The sequence below is a fragment of the Bifidobacterium sp. ESL0790 genome (genome assembly GCF_029395435.1).
Classification (GTDB): Bacteria; Actinomycetota; Actinomycetes; order Actinomycetales; family Bifidobacteriaceae; genus Bifidobacterium.
The window spans coordinates 176,800-195,208 of the sequence record NZ_CP113915.1 but is presented as its reverse complement, the minus strand read 5'-3'; the positions used below and the strand labels follow the sequence as shown (position 1 = coordinate 195,208).

Genomic DNA, 18,409 nt, shown 5'->3' with positions numbered 1-18,409 from the left:
CTCTCCCCTAACAATCGGATTCGTTTTAACTTCCGCTTACATACCGCCGATACCGCGATTACCGCGGATATCGCAAACTGCGCTATCTCCCAATATATAAGGTGCGGCGCTCGGCTTCAACATTGCTCTTCATCGGCGCAACGCAGACCGCCTCACCCGCTCAGCCGAGAACACGCAGAACACGAAGACAAAAACAAAAACGAATGGCGGGGCACTCACCGGAAAACCGAGGGAAACCCCGCCATTCATGCGCTAACTAGAAGGCTATCGCTCACTCACCCATGTGAGGCACGACGACGGCGCGCTTGGAGAGCTTGCCGTCGACCAGCTTGCGGTAGGCGTCGAGCGCGTTGTCCATCGAGTAGGTCTCCACCTCGGGAGTGATGAGGCCCTCGCGATAGAGCGCGGCGACCTCGTGCAGCTCGGGCATGGAGCCCCAATAGACGCTGGTGAGTTCCTGCTGCCACGGGTTGCTGTACCAGTCGTAGGAAGCCTTGCCGCCGGCGATGCCGACGATGGTGACGCGGGAATCGATGGCGGAGGCGGCCTGCGCGGCGGCGATAGTCGGCGCGATGCCCACGAAGTCGAAGGCGGCGTCAACGCCACGGCCGCCGGTGATCTTGCGGATGTTCTCGACCTCGTTCTCATCACCCTTGACGGTGATGGCGCCCTTCTCCTCGGCCTTGGCCATGGCTTCGGGCTTCATGTCGGTGGCGATGATGGTGGCACCGGTGATGGCCTTCAGAATCTGGATGGCGATCTGGCCCAATCCGCCCAGGCCGATGACCAGAGCGTACTTGCCGCCACCCTGCAGGTGGGGCAGCGCGGCCTTGATGGCGTGGTACGGGGTCAGCGCGGCGTCGGCGAGCGGGGCCGCGGCGATCGGATCGGCGTCGCCCAGCGGCACGAGGTTGCGCGCGGGGACAGTCATGTACTCAGCCATGCCGCCGTCACGGCCGAGGCCGATGGCCAGCGACTTGTTGGTCGCCATGTTCTCGCAGTAGTTCTCCTCGCCGGCGACGCAGCGCTTGCAGTGGCCGCAGCCGGTAGGGCCGTAGACCAGGTAGGCGTCACCCTTCTTGAAACCGGTGACGCCGGTGCCGACCTCTTCAATCCAGCCGGAGGTCTCATGGCCGAGGATGAACGGGGGCTTCGAATGGGTGCCCGTCTCGGGAGTGTAGTCGCGGAACACGGAGACGTCGGAGTGGCAGCAGCCGGCGCCGGCCACCTTCAGCAGCACCTCGCCCGGCCCTGGAGTAGGCTTGTCAACCTCTTCCAGCGACGGGAATGTTTGGAACGCCTTGAATACGACGGCCTTCATAGTTTTGCCTTTCTTTATTCATTAATCCTTTTCACAGCATGGAAAACCACACCTTGTGTTGCAAGGATTAATCATTTTGCTCATTCGATCATTCAGCCATTGAATTTCTAAATGATGATTATATTATATGTTTCAAGAATCGATAAACCAAATAGCATAATCGTTGAAATTCCAACGATTTCCGGCATTTGTATGAAAGGTCACAGCCTATTTTCCAGGCATGATTCGACCATTAACTAGACAATAATATTATAATTGACCAAATTATTCTGACATGTTCCATAAAAGGTTTGATGTTCACCAATATTTCAGGGACGAGCCGCGGCCCAAACCCCTCACTCGCAGGCCACGCCGTCGTGGTCGCGGTCGAGCGCCGCGCGATATCCCGGCTGCCCGGCCATCAGCGGAGCCTTGCCCGCCGCACGCACCGCCGCGCAATTCGGGTAGTATACATTGTCACCTTGGTCTTGTGGCGTCGCCTGGGGCGAGACCGGCGGAACCGGAACCGAAGCGGAACCGTCCCCTCCATCGCCGCCATTATCGCCGGAGTCCGCGGAGGAAGCCGTGACGCCTTTGCCCGCGAACGGCCCGTTGTCGGCCGGCACCTGCTGCGCCGGGCAGGTGGCGAGCACCCGCTGCATCGCGGCCTTCTCGGCCGAGGTGACCCACAAGCCGTACTTGTGCTTCACGCCAATCTGACGCGAGACGTAATCGCAGCGGTAGGACTTGTTGGCCGGCAGCCAGGTGGCCGCGTCGCCGTCGCTTTTCTGCTGGTTGCTCGGCCCGTCCACCGCCAGCAGGTTGTAAGGATCGTTGGCCATCTGGGTGCGCTGCGCCTCGGTGAGCTGCTGCGCGCCGGTCTGCCAGGCGTCGGAAAGCGCCACCACGTGGTCGATCTGCACCTTGCTCGAGGTCTTCGCGCCCTGCTTGTAGTCGATGACCTTGCCCGTGTAGGGGTCGTCGAGCGTGCCCGACATGACCTTGCAATCGTTGGTTCCGCGCTTGAAACGCTTGTCTTTGAGGTCGCGGCCGAGGATGTCGTTGCGGGTGTCGCAACCGTTGCGGTCCACGTCGGCCCAGGCGCGTCCGAATTTCGCGCGCTTGTAGCCGGTTTTCGGCGCGCGCCCCTTCAAGGGCAGCCCGTCAAGCACGCTCGAGGCCTGATCGCCACTGCCGCTCTGGTCCTGAGCCAGCTGAATCTGCGCGACGGACTCGGCCTCGTCGGTGTTGGCCGACGCCCAATCCGGCGTGAACGTAAACGAGAGCACCGGCACCATGACGATGGCGACGAGCATCGCCGCGAGCGCCTTCAGCGATTTGCGAGGCGCCCGTGCTTGGGCTTGAGTTTGCGAATCCGCAGGTTGGGAGTCAATGTTCATAAGGGCCCCATTCTATACCCGCGCCATGCACGCCATCTGATTTCCGCCATGAACAAACCTGCGACTATCCCTCAATGCCATATTTCTGTCAGAAATGCTAAATGCCGACGTATTTAATCCAGCAACCGTTCTGTAACCTCACAGCCAATCATCTCAATGCTTTCGTCTAACGTGAACATTATGACGACAATCAAGGAAGTGGCGAAGGCGGCCGGAGCATCGGTCACCGCGGTCTCGATGTCGTTGAACCATCGCGAGGACGGGCACGTCAAGAAAGAGGTCGCCGAACACATCCGCGACACCGCCGAGAAAATGGGCTATCGCCCCAACCCCCTCGCCCGCTCCCTGCGCACCAGCCGCACGCACACCATCGGCTTCGTCAGCGAGGAGATCGCCACCACGCCCTACGCCGGCAAGATCGTGCTCGGCGCGCAGGACGCCGCCAGCGAGCTGGGCTACATGATGCTTCTGGTCAACACCGACGGCAAGGCCCGCGAGGACGACGAGATCAACGCGCTCAAGCGTTACGGGGTCGACGGCTTTCTTTACGCGAAGATGTACGACAGGGTTTCGACGGTGCCGAAAAGCCTCACGCGCAAGCCTGTAGTGTTGCTCGACGCCACCGACGAAAGCGGCAAGACGCCCTACATCGTCCCCGACGAGGTGGCCATCGGCTACGACGCCACCACCTACCTCGCCCAGGCGGGCTGCAAGCGCATCGCCTACATCGGTTGCTCCGAGCCGCTGCTGGCCGAACCACTGCGTCGCAAGGGCTACGAGAACGGGCTCAAGGCCGCCGGTCTGCCCTACGACCTGGCGTTGGAGGTGGCGGTGCTCAACAACGGACCGGCGCTCAAGCAGGTCGAAAAGCTTTTCGACGAGCAGCACCCCGACGCCTTCTTCTGCTTCAACGACGCCCGCACCTGGTACGTCTACGAGGCGGCGGCCCGGCGCGGCCTGACCGTCGGGCGCGACATCTCCGTGGTCGGCATCGACAACCACCGCGTCATCGCCGAGACCTTCGAACCCAAGCCGACCACCGTCGAGCTGCCCCACTACGAGATGGGCTATTGGGGCGCGCGCAAGCTGGTCTCGATGATTGAGAAGCACCCGCTCGACGACTCCGATCTGCCAGCGACCACCGCGCCAATGCCCCCGCTCGACGCCCCGAACCCCGTGCGCATCCACTGCACGCTGCTCGAGCGCGATTCCGTGGTCGGCAAGTAACGCGATATTCACGCAGGTGCCGTCGCCAACGCCAACGCCTCATCTTCCGAACAGTACATTCCAACGCGATATTTAGACACTTAAATTCCATTCGCACATATAATTAATCACTCAAATTCACGACATCCGTTAACGGTCGTAAATCCGTCTGTAAATCGTTTCTGGCTTGACGTGAATCGTTTCTCGTCCTATATTTTCATCTTAGGTTTTCCTGTTGCAGCAGTGACGCAGTAATCAAGGATCTCAGGAACACCGCAAACGCGCCGCGCGGCAGCGACGCCAATGAGAAAGGTGAAAGATATGGCATCAACAAAAGGCGCCAAAACCTACCGAAACCCCTCGTATCTTGAGAGCTCGACCGGTATCTTCATGTTCTTCTGCGCTTGGGGTATCTGGTGGTCCTTCTTCTCCAGGTGGCTCACCGACCCGACCAAGGGCCTCGGCATGACCGCCCAGCAACAGGGCACCATCTACTCCATCAACTCCTTCGCGACGCTCATCATCATGTTCGTCTACGGCGTCATCCAAGACAACCTCGGCATCAAGCGCCGCCTGGTCATCGTGGTCTCCGCGATCGCGGCCTGCGTCGGCCCGTTCGCCCAGTTCGTCTACACCCCGATGCTCAAGGCCGGCGGCACCACCCGCTATATCGGCGTGCTCATCGGCTCCATCGTCCTCTCCGCGGGCTTCATGGCCGGCTGCTCCCTCTTCGAGGCGCTCACCGAGCGTTATAGCCGCCACTTCGGCTTCGAATATGGCCAGTCCCGCGCCTGGGGCTCCTTCGGCTACGCCGTCGTGGCCCTCATCGCCGGCCCGCTTTTCAACAAAGACATGCGCCTGAACTTCTGGCTCGGCTCGCTCTTCGGCATCGGCATGATCTGCGTCTACGCCTTCTGGCGTCCGGCCGAGCAGAAGGAGGAGCTGCGCAAGGAGGCCGACCCGAACGCCCCACGCACCAACCCGACCATCAAGGAGATGATCTCCGTGCTCGGCATGGGCTCGCTGTGGGCGCTCATCATCTTCATGTTCTTCACCAACACCTTCTACACGGTCTTCGACCAGCAGATGTTCCCGAACTACTACACCAGCCTCTTCCACACCACCGCCGAGGGCAACAACTGGTACTCGGTGCTCAACGCCTGCGAGGTGTTCTGCGAGTCCGCGATGATGGGCATCGTCCCGGTGATCATGGACCACATCGGCGTGCGCAACTCGCTGCTGCTCGGCGCCGTGGTGATGTGCCTGCGCATCGGCCTGTGCGGCGTCTTCCACGACCCGGTGATGATCTCGATCGTCAAGATGTTCCACGCCATCGAGACCCCGCTCTTCAGCCTCCCGGCCTTCCGCTACTTCACGCTGCACTACAACACGAAACTTTCGGCGACGCTATACATGGTCGGCTTCCAGATCGCCTCGCAGCTCGGCCAAGTCATCATGTCGAACCCCTTGGGCCTGCTGCGTGACCGCCTCGGCGCACGCCCGACCTTCTTCGTCATCTCCGGCATCGTCCTGCTCGCGCTGATCTATGGATACTTCGTGATCAAGCACGATGACCAGCAGGTGGGCGGCGACCCGTTCATCCGCATCAAGGACCGCAAGAAGGCCGAAGCCCAGGGCGAGGCCATCCAGGCCGGTGCCGCCGACGACCAGCTCCCGGCCTGACCACTCCGGTTTCCATCTGTGGCGGCTTCCATCTGCGCCGGTTTCCATCCGTGGCGGCTTCCGTCCGCGCCGGCTTCCATCCGTGGCGACGGGAACGGGTAGCTCAGCAAACCCTATCCGTTCCCGCCGTCCACCCCATTCCCGTCCACCCCAACCCCGTCCGACCGCCTTCCGTCAAGTTGCGTTTGTGACGCTAAGGCCCCGTTTAGCGTCGCATTTGCAATAAGACGTTGCTTTTGTGACGCAAACCATCCATTAAGCGTCACGATTGCAACCACCATGTTGCGTTTGTGACGCAAACTCGCCAATTGGCGTCACAAATGCAACCATCGTGTTGCGTTTGTGACGCTACGACCCCATTTAGCGTCGCATTTGCAATAACACATTGCGTTTGTGACGCCAATTGGCGGATTGGCGTCACGAACGCAACATGATGAACACGGAATATCTGACCGTTACACAATAATATTTTGAGAGAAAGGTCAACGACAATGACCAACACATCCCCTGTTTACACCCCCATCCGCGACCACGACGAGGAGCTCGCCAAAGCCGAAGCCGGCGTCGAAACGCTCGCCCTCGAGCGCGAGGATCGCTGGTACCCCAAGTACCACATCGCCTCGAACGGCGGCTGGATCAACGACCCGAATGGCCTGTGCTATTACAAGGGCCGCTGGCACGTGTATTACCAGCTGCACCCTTACGGCACGCAGTGGGGCCCGATGCACTGGGGCCACGTTTCTAGCGCCGACATGGTGAGCTGGCGCCGCGAGCCCATCGCCATGGCCCCCAGCCTCGAGCAGGAAAAGGACGGCGTCTTCTCCGGTTCCGCCGTGATCGACGATGACGGCAAACTCAAGTTCTATTACACCGGCCATCGCTGGAACAACGGCAAGGACGACACCGACGGCCAGTGGCAGGTCCAGATGCTCGCCGAGGCCGAGGACGACGACGCCACCAAGCTCAACAAGCTGGGCATGGTCATCGACTGCCCGCGCGAACGCGTCGACTCCCACTTCCGCGACCCGAAGGTCTGGAAGCAGGACGGCGTCTGGCACCTGGTCCACGGCGTCTCCACCGCCGACCATCGCGGCCAGATCTGGGCCTATACCTCCACCGACATGATTCACTGGGACTTCCAGAATGTGCTGTACGATGACCCGGACCCGGACGTCTTCATGCTCGAATGCCCCGACTTCTTCCCGCTCAAAGACAAGAACGGCGAGACCAAGTGGGTCATCGTCTTCTCCGCAATGGGTTCGAAAGCCAAGGGCTATATGAATCGCAACGAGAACAACGCCGGCTACATGATCGGCACCTGGAAGCCAGGCGAGGCCTTCAAGCCCGAAACCGAGTTCCGTCTGCTCGATTGCGGCGCCAACTATTATGCCCCGCAGTCATTCGAGGCCAACGGCCGTCGCATCATGTACGGATGGATGAGCCCGTTTAGCGAGAACGCCCCCATGCAGTCCGACGGTTGGTGCGGCCAGATGATCCTGCCGCGCGAATGCTTCCTCGGCGACGACGGCGACCTGCACACCGTGCCGGTGCCGGAGATCGACAAGCTGCGCATCAACACCTTCGAGCACGTCGCCCGCCCTATCGAGGCCAACGAAGAGGCGCTCGTGGACGAAGACGCCGAGGCCGTGGAAATCGAGCTCGACATCAACTTGAAGAACACGACTGCCGAGCGCGCGGGTCTCAAGGTCCACGCCACCCCCGACGGCTCCTACACCTACGTCGCCTACGACGCGCAGGCCGGCACCGTGGTGGTCGACCGTCAGGCCGCAGCCCGTGGCGACCGCGGCTATCGCGCCGCCAAGCTCACCGATGAGGAGCTGGCCGCCGACGAGCTGAAGCTGCATGTCTACGTCGATCGCGGCTCCGTCGAGGTCTACGTCAACGACGGCCTGCACGTGCTGAGCTCCTACAGCTACCCCTCCGAAGGCAAGCGCGCGGTGAAGCTGAGCGCCGAGTCAGGCGTTCTCGCCGTCGACAAGCTCACCGTCCACGACCTCAAAAGCATCGGCCTGGAGTAGGCCGGGCACCACCTAGAGCAAGTTCGCGCCATAAACAAGCCACTGCCTCCACCCAAGAGGCCCAAATATGGCGGGAAAAATAATTCCGACATATTCGGGCCCCTTGGCGCCCCTCAACGGCCCGATTATGGCGCAACCCAAAAACAGATAACCTTGCGGAACCCTGCGATACCTATACAACCAATTGCGGCAAATCGGCAACCTGCAACAATTTTCCGAATCTGGTATCGACCGTCTGGTCCCCGCCATAAACAACGATCCGATGAGCGGCATCAAGCCCAAACCGCTCCCCCAATTCATCCACAACCGCGAAGGCATGGGAATCGTAGACAGTGGAAGCTTTGATCTCCACCGCATATCGCACCTTCCCGCCCTTTTCGATCAGCAGATCGATTTCCTTGCGTTCCGCATCACGCCAGAAATAGAGTTGCGGCTTACGACCCTGCGCATAATACAGTTTCATTAGTTCCACGATCACCGCATTTTCGAACAGCGAGCCACGATGGTCGCTGAGCATAAGCGCTTCCAAACTGTCCAATCCCGACAGGTAAGCCGCCAAACCGGTGTCATAAAAATACAGTTTCGGAGTTTTGACCAGCCGCTTGCCGAAGTTGGTGTGGTAGGGATAAAGCCTGAACACAATAAAACTGGATTCAAGCATCGACAACCATTCCCGGACAGTGCCAACGCTCACTCCACAAGCCACTGCGAGCGCATTGTAATTGAGCATTTCACCGCTCCGCAACGCGCACTGCCGCAAAAATGTGGTGAAATCACCGACCTTCCGAACACCCAGCTCTTCACGGACATCGCGTTCGATGTACGTATCCACATAGCCTGAGAAGTAAAGCCCCATATTGACGCTTCGCTCGACAGATTGGTCAAACAACCTCGGATAGCCGCCCTTAAAGACCCAATCATCCATCGTTTTCGGAGCCAAACCGCCCTGGCTCAATTCACGATAAGAGAGCGGAAGAAGATGAAGAATCGCGGCGCGCCCCGCCAATGACTGTGAAATAGACTTGAGAAGCAGAAAATTCTGCGAGCCTGAAATGATAAATTGCCCGGGGCGTTGCTTACGTTCGTCAACCAATACCTGAACGTCGGAAAACAGTTTGGGCACGCGCTGAGCCTCGTCAAAAATGACGTGATCGCCATAAAGCCGCAAAAACGCTTCCGGGTCATCAGCCGCAAGACGCTGGGCTCTCGACCCTTCCAAAGACACATATTGGTAGTCGGGAAACTCTTCCCGCAGCAACGTCGTCTTGCCACTTTGGCGGGCACCTGTCAACGTGACGACGGGAAACTGTGACACTGCGTCACGTATCGTATCCGTTATCGTGCGAGGTATCATTTCTTGCCTCCTTTCGCCGCTATTGCATCTTCTCAGATCTGAGCAAACCCCGGAATATCGCCATATTTCATTTCTACTGTACGATTTACAGGTATTCTACCATACGATTTTCGGGAGTTCTACTGTACGATTTGCAGGAACTCTACTGTACGATTTTCGGCAATCCTACTGTACGATTTGCATGGGGTTCTACTGTACGATTCGTACGAGGTTCTACTGTACGATTTCCGGGAGCTCTACTGCATGATTTGCGGGAAACGCTTGCTCTTTAGGCAAAAAGGCGGGCCGCCGGCTATTCAAAGCCGACGGCCCGTCTGACGCAACTGACCGAGTTGCTTACCTGTTTGTCTGGCTTACCAGCCGATCTTGCCGGCGCCCTCGGGCAGGCTCAGCTTGCCCTCCGCCAATTCGGCCAGCGCCTGGTCGAAGGCCTTGAAAGCCTGCTGCAACTGGTCTTCGGTGATGACCAGCGGCGGCTGGAAGCGCAGGATGTAGCCACGGAGGCTGATGATGATGACGCCCAGTTGGTAGAGGCGATAAATCAGCTTGGTGGTGGCCTCCTGGTCGCCCTCCCCGGTCTCAGGATTGATGATGTCGATGCCGCCGTCGAGACCATAGAAACGGATGTCGCCGATGAAATCGTACTGCTCACGCTTCTTCTCGAAGTAGGCCTTGACCTCCGGACCCAGCTTCGCCGAGCGCTCGACGAGGTGCTCCTGCTCCATGACGTCCAGCGTGGCGTTCGCCGCGGCCGTCGTCACCGGATTGCCCGCCGTCGTGAAGGTGACGGCCGGGGAGCCCAAGGCGTCCATGACGTCCGCACGCCCGATGATCGCGCTCAACGGCAGGCCGGAGGCGATGGACTTGCCGATGGTCATCAGGTCGGGCTCAAGCCCGAAGTTCTGGATCGACCACCATTTGCCAGTGCGCCCCATGCCCTGGTTGACCTCGTCAATCGCGGTGAGGATGCCGTGCTCGTGGGCGAATTGCCAGAGGAAGTCCATATACTTCTGCGGCGCCTTGACGATGCCGCCATCGCCCTGAATCGGCTCGATGACGATCGCGGCGACCTCCTCAGCCGGCAAGTAGGTCTCGAAGGGCAGCTTGAAGGCGGCGATCATCCGCTCGACGAACTCGTCCTCGGTCTCGTGCGGCAGGCGGTCATGAATGTCGGGATACGGCACCTTCACCACGCCCGGGAGCATCGGGGCCATCTTGCGGCTCATGTTCAGACTGACCGACGAAATGGACATCGAGCCATAGGTGGAGCCATGGTAGGCGCCCGTGAAGCTGACGATGTACTGGCGGCCGGTGTAGGCGCGGGCGTACTTGATGATCGCGTCGTTGGCGTCGGAACCGGAATTGCCCCAGGCGACCTTGACCGGCTCGCTTATCGGCGCAAGCTTGGCGAGGCGCTGGGCCAGTTCGATCTCGGGCCCGCTGGCGAAATAGGCCGGCGTGTATTGGATCAGATTGGCGGCCTGCTTCTGAATCGCCTCCACGACGTGGGGGTGGCAATGGCCGGTGTTGGTCGCGGACGCGCTGGCCAGCAGGTCGATATAGTCACGGCCGTCGGCGTCGGTGAGCACCGCCCCACGCGCCTTCTGGATGACGATATCGAAATACTTGATACGCACCGCGGGCGACAGGACCTCATCCTCGCGAGCCAATAACTGTTGATTGTTACCCAACTTCTCTCCTCCTTACTTTTCGCCGCTGGGAGACTTCTCGCCGTTGAGAGCGGAATGCCTCACTCCATAGCAGAAATACAGAATCAGACCGAAGACGAACCAGCCCAGGGCATAGATCTTCGCGTCGTTGCTCAGCCCGATGAATACGATCAAGGAACCGATGAACGCCAAGGCGGGCATCACCGGGTAGAACGGCATCTTGAAGCCGGGCTCGGGGATATCCTTGCCCTCGCGCTTGCGCAGGCCGTAGATACCGAGCGAGACGAACATGAAGGCGATCAGCGTGCCGGCGGAAATCAGCTGGCTCAGGAAGGCGAACGGGAAGATGGAACCGATGATCACGGCAAAGACCGTCAGCGCCAGCAAAGCGTTGTTCGGAAGGTGCCTATCGTTGATCTTGCCCAGCCACTTCGGGAGCAGGCCGTCACGACCGAAGGAATAGAGCAGACGGGAACCGGCCATCATCATGCCGATCAACGCCGCGAACATGCCCAGGCAAGCCACCGCCTGCACAATCGTGGCGACAATCACGTGGCCGCTCTTGCGCAAGGCCCAGCCCACCGGTTCGGCGTTGTTGGCGTAAAGCGGATAGTGGAACATGCCGACGAGGACCAGCGAGACGGCCGCGAACAACACGACGCCGACCAGCAGCGAGCCCATGATCCCCTTGGGCATCGTCTTGCTTGGGTCCTTGGCCTCGGCGGAATTGGCGGCGATGGAGTCGAAGCCGATATACGCCAGGAAGATCATCGAGACACCGGCGTAGATGCCCTGCCAGCCACCGAAGGCCGACCCATCGGGATTGAGATGGTACTTGGGAATGAACGGCACGTAGTTCTGCGGCTTGATCGCCGTGCAGCCGACCACGATGAACAGCAGGATGACGATGACCTTCAGCACGACCAGAACGTTCTCGACGCGGCTGGTCTGGTTGGCTCCACGGGAAATCAGGAAGGCCACGGCGAGGATCGCGACCACGGAGACCAGATCGATTATGCCTCCATCGGTTCCAAACGGATTGGCCAGTATCTTCGGCAGCTTCAAGCCCAACGGCTCGATCAAACCGCGGAAATTGGCCGAGAGACCCGAACCGACGAAGGCCACGGCGATGAAGTACTCCGCCAACAGGGCCCAGCCTGCGATCCAGCCGAAGAACTCACCGAAAATGACGTTGATCCATGAATACGCCGAACCAGCGAACGGCATCGCCGAAGCCATTTCGGCATAGGCGAAGGCCACCAGACCGGCGACCACACCAGCGGCGATGAAGGAGAGCACCACCGCGGGGCCCGCGTGCTGGGCCGCCACCGTTCCAGGCAGGGTGAAAATAGCCGTGGACAGGACGGTTCCCAGGCCCAGGGCCAAAAAGTCCCGCACACGCAGGGTTCGAACCAGATGAGCATCCTTCTGCTCGTATACGCTCGGATCCTCTTTTCGGAAGATACGTTCCTTGAACGTTGCCATACCTACCCCTTCAACTCTAATAATGTTAAGCGAACCATGTCAGATTGTGTCGATGACGCCGGTTTTGCCGCGCACTTTCGATTCTCGCTCTTGCAACGAAGTTACTTCATTCCATCCGCCCCGCGCGCCAACAGTTCGCATAGTGACATATGCGATTGGTGGCTTTTTAGGCAATTCGCACGGGTATTGTGAGGACGACGCCCGATCTCTCAAGTGGCCAAAGTACGGCCCATCCGCGTTCTTTAGACAAACCTAAGGTCAGCTTCTATTAATGCGTCATTGTTTATCCATAACAACGTATTCACGCACCATGTATATGGACCATGTATTCGCTGATGCGACCACACGACCGTGCGACCACACATTCGTTCGTTTCGTTCATTCATGCACACATACATAATGGCTATACACATAAAGGCGAGGGGCCACGGACCTGATATCCGTGACCCCTCGTCTTAACCTTTCTTCCAACTTCCCGGCGAGACTACCTTCGCCAAGCGGAGCTACGTCAGCCAGGAAGCGCTACGTCAGTGGCGTCCGTAGCTATCGTCGCGATGCTGGGCGTAGACGAACCGGTCGCGGTTGGCATAGCAGTAATAGCCAATCAGCGCCACGGCCGCCAGCAGCACGATCCACCACGGGAAGGCGGCGTGGCTGCTTGTCGCCACGCTGGCATTCGCCGAAGCGTCCGACGGCACGCACCTCGTCGCGGTCGGCACCACATAGCCAGCCTCATCGACCACATATGCCGAACTCAGAACGTAGCCAGGCAGGCACAGCGGCTTCTTGGTGGTCTCGTGCTTCTTGGACTTCGTGTTCTTGTTGGCGAGGCTGTCTTGACCGTTGTTGGCGGCACCGAACGGGCCAGCAGCGGTACCCGAACCGAAGAGATACCTCGTGCGACCGAACGGACTCTGAGATCCATTCGGAATCTGAGGACCGGAGCCACCACCAGGCTGGCTGGGCTGGCTCGGAGGCACAGGGTGGGTCGGCACGTTGATGGTAATGGGCTGATCCCTGGTCCACATCGCGCGCACCACCTGCTCACCGGCGGGCACCGACATCTGCGTGCCGGGAGCGCTGATATTCGAAGTGGCGTCGCCATCGCGCAGCCAGCCTACATTGGTGAAGCCGTTGGAGCGGAGCTCGGCCGGGAGCCCGACGATCAGGCCACGCACATCCACGGTCTTCTCGCTGCCGTCGACCTTGATACCCAGCGCATCAACACCGTAGGCGCTCTGCGGGGCCATCACGCTGTCGTTGTAAGGAGCCTTGGGCCTCAAGGCATCAAGACCGGCGAAGTGCACCTTGGCGCTCTGCTCCCAGACGTAGGTCGCTTCTTTCCCGTTGGCGTTGGCGTGGGCCATCATCGCAACGGTCGCGCTCGTGCCGGTGGCACGTCCGCAGCTCGTCCAGGACTCGCCCTTCGCGGTGTAGGTCGTTCCGTCAACCGTGCAGGTCTGTTTGGCGTCGGCCTTGGCGCTGGCCTCCACCCACTGGCCGGTGTAGGAACCGGTGTCGCGCAGGAGCCCGCCAGGCTCGGAGCCCGGCGCGAAGTACTCGGGACGCAGCTGGGTCTTCGGGCCGACGGTCAGCAGGCGCAGCTTCGAGGAGAATCGCGGACGGAAGCCGGTGTCGGTGGTCGTGTCCCAACCGCTCAAATCGAGCTCGGCCACATTCGTGTCACGAAGCGACATCTCGATATTGACGTCCTTGTTGACCTTCCAGTTCGAAAGGTTCAGCTTCATGCCGTCGGGCGAGCCGACGTCGGTGAAGGTGTTATCGAAGCTGGTGATCTTGCTGGCGTCCCAATTGGAGAGGTCAAGGTTCTTGAGCCCGGTGGCGCCCTTGAACATATTGTCGAGCGTGGTCACCTGAGGCATATTCCAGTCGGCCATATTGAGGGTTTCGAGCCCGGAATCCCCGGAGAACATCTCATCGACGCCAGCGGCAACATGGACGGTGCAGTTGCCACCCACGCATACGGTGCCAGTACTTGAGCTCGTCACGATAGTGCTCAAATCCCAACCACTCAAGTCAAGACTCTTGAGGCTGGGGCAATCCTTGAAGGCACATTCCATATCCTGAACTTTGCTGGTATCCCATACGTCGCTGCCTTTTTTATGCGACAGGTCGCCGACACTGACCAATGATGTGTCGCCATTGAACATATCATTGATGGCGCAAAGCCCTTTCGTGTTCCAATTGCCCAGATCGACAGATTCCAGCTTGGGGGAATCTCTGAATGTCGACTGCACCCAATTGACGCTGTGCGTATCCCACTTGGAGAGGTCAATAGTGGTTATGTTCGGCATTTCGGCAAACATGTAGTTGATATTGGTGATGTTACCCATGTCCCAATCATCAACCGGCAACGTCTTGGCGGCACAACCCTGGAACATGCCGAATACCTCAACATCATCGTTGCCGAATCTCCAGCTCGCCAACGACGATAGATCTACATTAGAGGCATCTTTGCCAACGTTCTCAAACATCTCGCGAACCGTTATCGCATTCGAAACATTCCACCGCGAAAGATCGAGCGAGTCAAGCTTCCAGCAATTGCAGAACACACCCGACATTCCAGTGATCGAGGAAGTGTCCCATGCGGAAATCCCCTTGATCTCCGTAAGGTTGACGCAACCGCTGAACAGCGAACCTATATCGTCGAGCGCGGAGGTGTTCCATCCGGAAACGTCAACCGAGGCGAGCTTGCTTCGACCCGGCGCATAGTCACCGTCATGCAGCCGGGAATCACTCATGAAGAGCATGGTCGTCACATTCTTGAGACTCCTCGTGTCCCAACCACTTAGGTCCAGGTTCGTCAGGGCCCAGTCGTCGACGAACATGGAGCTGACATCATTGACGTTGGAAACCTGCAGGTCGCGAATGCCACCAATTGATGTGAGGTTTTGGTTGTAGGCAAACATCTTACTGGCGTCAGTGACCGAATCCATGTGAATCCTGTCGACACCCTTCAGCTCGGTGAGCGAGTCAGTCGCAGGCGACTGGTCCGCATACCCCTGCGAGCCCTGGAAAAGCCGGTTCATCGTGGTGACATGCGAGGTATCCCACGTTCCCATCACGCTGACATCCTTGATGTCGGGATCAAGCGCAAACATGCAGCTCATATTGGTAAGGGCGGGGAAGCTGATGTTCTCAGCACCGTCAAGAGTTTGGACATGAGCGTCATAGAACATCCAGGACATATTCTGGACCTTATCGAGATTCCAATGCGAAAGCGCACTAATCTCGGAAACCCTGGTGTTCCTGAACATATTGGTCATATCGGTCACCTTCGAGGTGTCCCAATTCTTGAGCACGCTGGTACCTGTTACCGAGGGGCTTTTATAGAAAAGATTACTCATGTTGGTCACTTGACTGGTATCGAGCCTGCCAATCTGATCCATGTCCAAGAAACCGGGCGTGCTGATGCCAGAGAACATCCTCGAGCTGTCCGCCGGAAGCTTGGTATGCTCCGGATCGGTGAAACGCAACCTGGTGCCGTCGGGAACCGACGTGTTGTAGTAGTTTAACAGTCTTTTCCAACTTGAGGTTTCGAAGGAGCCAATGGTACCCGGTCCAACGTCGTACAGGTAATAAGTCTCGTTGCCCGTTCTTGGGGCACTGACGGCGTTCTGAATGATGGTGGAGGTCCCCCAAGTCATCGGGTGGATTTCCTCTTTCCAACTGTCGTTGCGAGAGAGTTTGAACTGGCCCATCCGATCACCATTGAATTCTTCAATGAGACCCTTGTCCGAGGTGAATTTCACGACTTTCACTGAACCGTCTGGATTAAATACAACGTACTGCACCGGCGCATCGAAGGCAAAGTTATACGACGCCCCGTATCCGTTGCTGGCGGGATCCGAATACGTCGGGCTGGCCGTGGTCTCCGTGCCGTCGAAGGAATGGTAGAGATAAGAGCCATCGGAATGGAAATCAAGATAGGAGCCATCGATGATGTTCATCTTGAACGCCCCGTTGGCCCCATAGGTCATCTTTACGCTCGTCACCGTGGGCCGCTTGCCCAACATGGGACTGGAACCGGGAGCAGGAGCGGGAGCCTCGTCACCTTGGGCCTGCGGCTTCGGCGTGCTCGCGGCGCTCTTCGTGCCCTGCTCGGGCTGGGTCTTCTGGCTCGCCTCGTCCTTGACAGCGGGATCGGAGCCTTCCTTCCCGTCCTTATTATTGTCCTGCTTCTGCAGATCAACCTGCTGGGAGGACGAAGTCTGTGAGGCCTCAGTGTCCTTATTTGCATCACTTGCCGTCGCGGAAACAGTGACGGCGCCGCAAAGCATGGCCAAGGCCGCGACCGAGCCAAGAATCTTAGGCATCTTTTTGCCGGCAGTCATGATTCTCCATCTCCTCTGTCTGTCAATTCATCGCATGATAAAACCTATATACATACCAATTCTGTCTATTGCATTACCTTTTAGCAAATTGGATTCCTAACCGGTAGAAAAATCGCTGCGAACGGTTGGAATTCAGATACGAATAAAATGCGCCAAAAATCCAAATGAACGCGATAAACGTTTAATGAAACTAGAACCAGTCACCAAGGAATCTCGAATCCAAAAATCGTGTTATCTTCTTCACAGTTCCGGCTTTCACCGCGCGTCACCTCACGAGCCATAAGCGAAATGATTACTATATATAGCGGGTATTGCGTTGCCGCACCACTAGATGTAGTTGCGATGACGACAGAAACCACCGCTGCATGTCAACGGAATACGGAAAGATAGGATTCCCTATGACATTCCCGCGTGCCGACCGTGCGTGGCCCACGACAGCAATGCCGAAACGGTTGCCGGCAACGACACCGGAAGCGGTACAGACAAGCGTTTTCGCGGTAAGAACGATGGAAGGAACACAATGGCAAACGAGGTCAAACTCGCCGACGACAAGATGATGGCGGATTCACTCACTCCCCCGCAGTGGTCGACGGCCTTCGCGAAGGGCGCGGATCCGAAGAGCATGCGCATCCGCCCCGTCAACTGGAACAACATCCAGGACGACAAGGATCTCGAGGTGTGGAACCGCCTCATCGCCAACTTCTGGCTGCCCGAAAAGGTGCCGCTCTCCAACGATATTCCTTCCTGGAGGAGCATGACCGAGCACGAGCGTCAGACCACCGTGCGCGTCTTCACCGGCCTCACCACGCTTGACACCGAGCAGGCCACCGTCGGCGAGCTCGTCCAGATTCCCGACGCGCTCACGGAGCACGAGCAGGCCATCTACACCAACATTGCCTTCATGCAGTCGGTGCACGCCCGCTCCTACTCCTCCATCTTCTCCACCCTCTGCTCTTCCGAGCAGATCGACGAAGCCTACCGCTGGGCCGTGGGCAACGACCTGGTGCAGGAGCGCGTGCGCATCGTCATGGAGCAGTACCAGTCCGACGACCCGCTGAAGCGCAAGGTCGCGGCCGTGATGCTCTCCAGCCTCCTGCTCTACGCGGGCTTCTACCTGCCGCTCTACTTTTCCAGCCGCGCCAAGCTGATGAACACCGCCGACATGATCCGCCTCATCCTTCGCGACAAGGCCATCCACGGCTACTACTCCGGTTACAAGTACCAGCGCCACCTTGAGCACCGCACGCAGGCCGACCAGGAAATGCTCAAAAAGTACACCGATGACCTCTTGAACCAGCTCTATGACCTCGAGGTCAAGTATTCCGACCAGGTCTACGAGGGCTTCGACTTCATCGATGACGTGCAGGCGTTCGTGCGCTACAACGCCAACAAGACGCTGATGAACCTCGGCTATGAGGCCAAGTTCAGCGCCGCCGAGACCAAGGTGAGCCCCGAGATCATCGCCGCGCTCTCCCCCTCCGCCGACGAGAACCACGACTTCTTCTCCGGCTCCGGCTCCTCCTACGTCATCGGCAACGCCGAGGCGACCGACGACGAGGATTGGGACTTCTAGCGCCCAGCTTTCGTTCCAACTTGTAACAGGGGATGCGACATTACCGTTCGCATCCCCTGTTTCGTATTTTGTCGCGATTCGCCTCGTCACCATTGAAGTTGACAGGACATCTCCCACGTTCGCCCCACAGCCTTAGCAAGGCGACCCCAGTAATTCAGTAATGACAATAATGCTGTCGAATATCTGGTTATGAGACACAACTTTTTTCATCATTTCTCTATATTGTGAATATTTATTGACACAAATGGAAATGTCATACATTGTTATGTATAGTAAAGGACTAGTGCAATACATCACCGGATGGTTTTGGACGCCCAACCGTTGAAGACGACGGCCATCGCAAC

General features: G+C 58.5%; 10 protein-coding genes. 4 read left to right on the top strand and 6 right to left on the bottom strand.

Going from position 1 to position 18,409, the window contains the following annotated elements; genetic code table 11:
- Window positions 1-271 precede the first annotated feature (271 nt).
- Both OZY47_RS00615 and OZY47_RS00610 read right to left on the bottom strand, forming a co-directional pair.
- A complete protein-coding gene (locus tag OZY47_RS00615; RefSeq protein ID WP_277178029.1) occupies window positions 272-1,321 on the bottom strand; it encodes an NAD(P)-dependent alcohol dehydrogenase in 1,050 nt (349 codons plus the stop codon).
- A 335-nt stretch (window positions 1,322-1,656) separates the two neighbouring features.
- Window positions 1,657-2,700 (bottom strand): DUF1524 domain-containing protein, encoded by a 1,044-nt coding sequence (locus OZY47_RS00610; RefSeq protein ID WP_277178028.1) that lies wholly within the window; start codon window positions 2,698-2,700, stop codon window positions 1,657-1,659.
- A 180-nt stretch (window positions 2,701-2,880) separates the two neighbouring features.
- Here OZY47_RS00610 and OZY47_RS00605 point away from each other — a divergent pair, with 180 nt between their 5' ends.
- The 3 genes from OZY47_RS00605 to OZY47_RS00595 all read left to right on the top strand — a co-directional run bounded on the left by OZY47_RS00605 (window position 2,881) and on the right by OZY47_RS00595 (window position 7,628).
- The gene (locus OZY47_RS00605) at window positions 2,881-3,927 is read left to right on the top strand and encodes a LacI family DNA-binding transcriptional regulator (protein WP_277178027.1); all 1,047 of its coding nucleotides are present in this window, start codon (window positions 2,881-2,883) and stop codon (window positions 3,925-3,927) included.
- Between the two features lie 300 nt (window positions 3,928-4,227).
- Complete coding sequence (locus OZY47_RS00600; RefSeq protein WP_277178026.1) at window positions 4,228-5,589, top strand: MFS transporter; 1,362 nt, start codon at window positions 4,228-4,230, stop codon at window positions 5,587-5,589.
- 491 nt (window positions 5,590-6,080) lie between these two features.
- On the top strand, window positions 6,081-7,628 hold the full coding sequence (locus tag OZY47_RS00595; RefSeq protein WP_277178025.1) for a glycoside hydrolase family 32 protein: 1,548 nt from the start codon (window positions 6,081-6,083) through the stop codon (window positions 7,626-7,628).
- 172 nt (window positions 7,629-7,800) lie between these two features.
- Here the strand turns inward: OZY47_RS00595 and OZY47_RS00590 are convergent, their stop codons facing one another.
- The 4 genes from OZY47_RS00590 to OZY47_RS00575 form a co-directional block, all read right to left on the bottom strand.
- Window positions 7,801-8,982, bottom strand: a complete 1,182-nt coding sequence (locus OZY47_RS00590) for an ATP-binding protein (protein ID WP_277178024.1) — start codon at window positions 8,980-8,982, stop codon at window positions 7,801-7,803.
- A 353-nt stretch (window positions 8,983-9,335) separates the two neighbouring features.
- Entirely contained in the window at window positions 9,336-10,673 is a 1,338-nt protein-coding gene (locus OZY47_RS00585; RefSeq protein ID WP_277178023.1) for an aspartate aminotransferase family protein, read from the bottom strand.
- 12 nt (window positions 10,674-10,685) lie between these two features.
- Complete coding sequence (locus OZY47_RS00580; RefSeq protein WP_277178022.1) at window positions 10,686-12,137, bottom strand: amino acid permease; 1,452 nt, start codon at window positions 12,135-12,137, stop codon at window positions 10,686-10,688.
- A gap of 527 nt (window positions 12,138-12,664) precedes the next feature.
- Complete coding sequence (locus tag OZY47_RS00575) at window positions 12,665-16,492, bottom strand: BspA family leucine-rich repeat surface protein (protein ID WP_277178021.1); 3,828 nt, start codon at window positions 16,490-16,492, stop codon at window positions 12,665-12,667.
- 553 nt (window positions 16,493-17,045) lie between these two features.
- Between OZY47_RS00575 and nrdF the strand changes: the two genes are divergently transcribed.
- Window positions 17,046-18,065: a class 1b ribonucleoside-diphosphate reductase subunit beta gene (gene nrdF / locus OZY47_RS00570; RefSeq protein ID WP_277179014.1), complete on the top strand. Its 1,020-nt coding sequence runs from the start codon at window positions 17,046-17,048 to the stop codon at window positions 18,063-18,065.
- Window positions 18,066-18,409 lie beyond the last annotated feature (344 nt).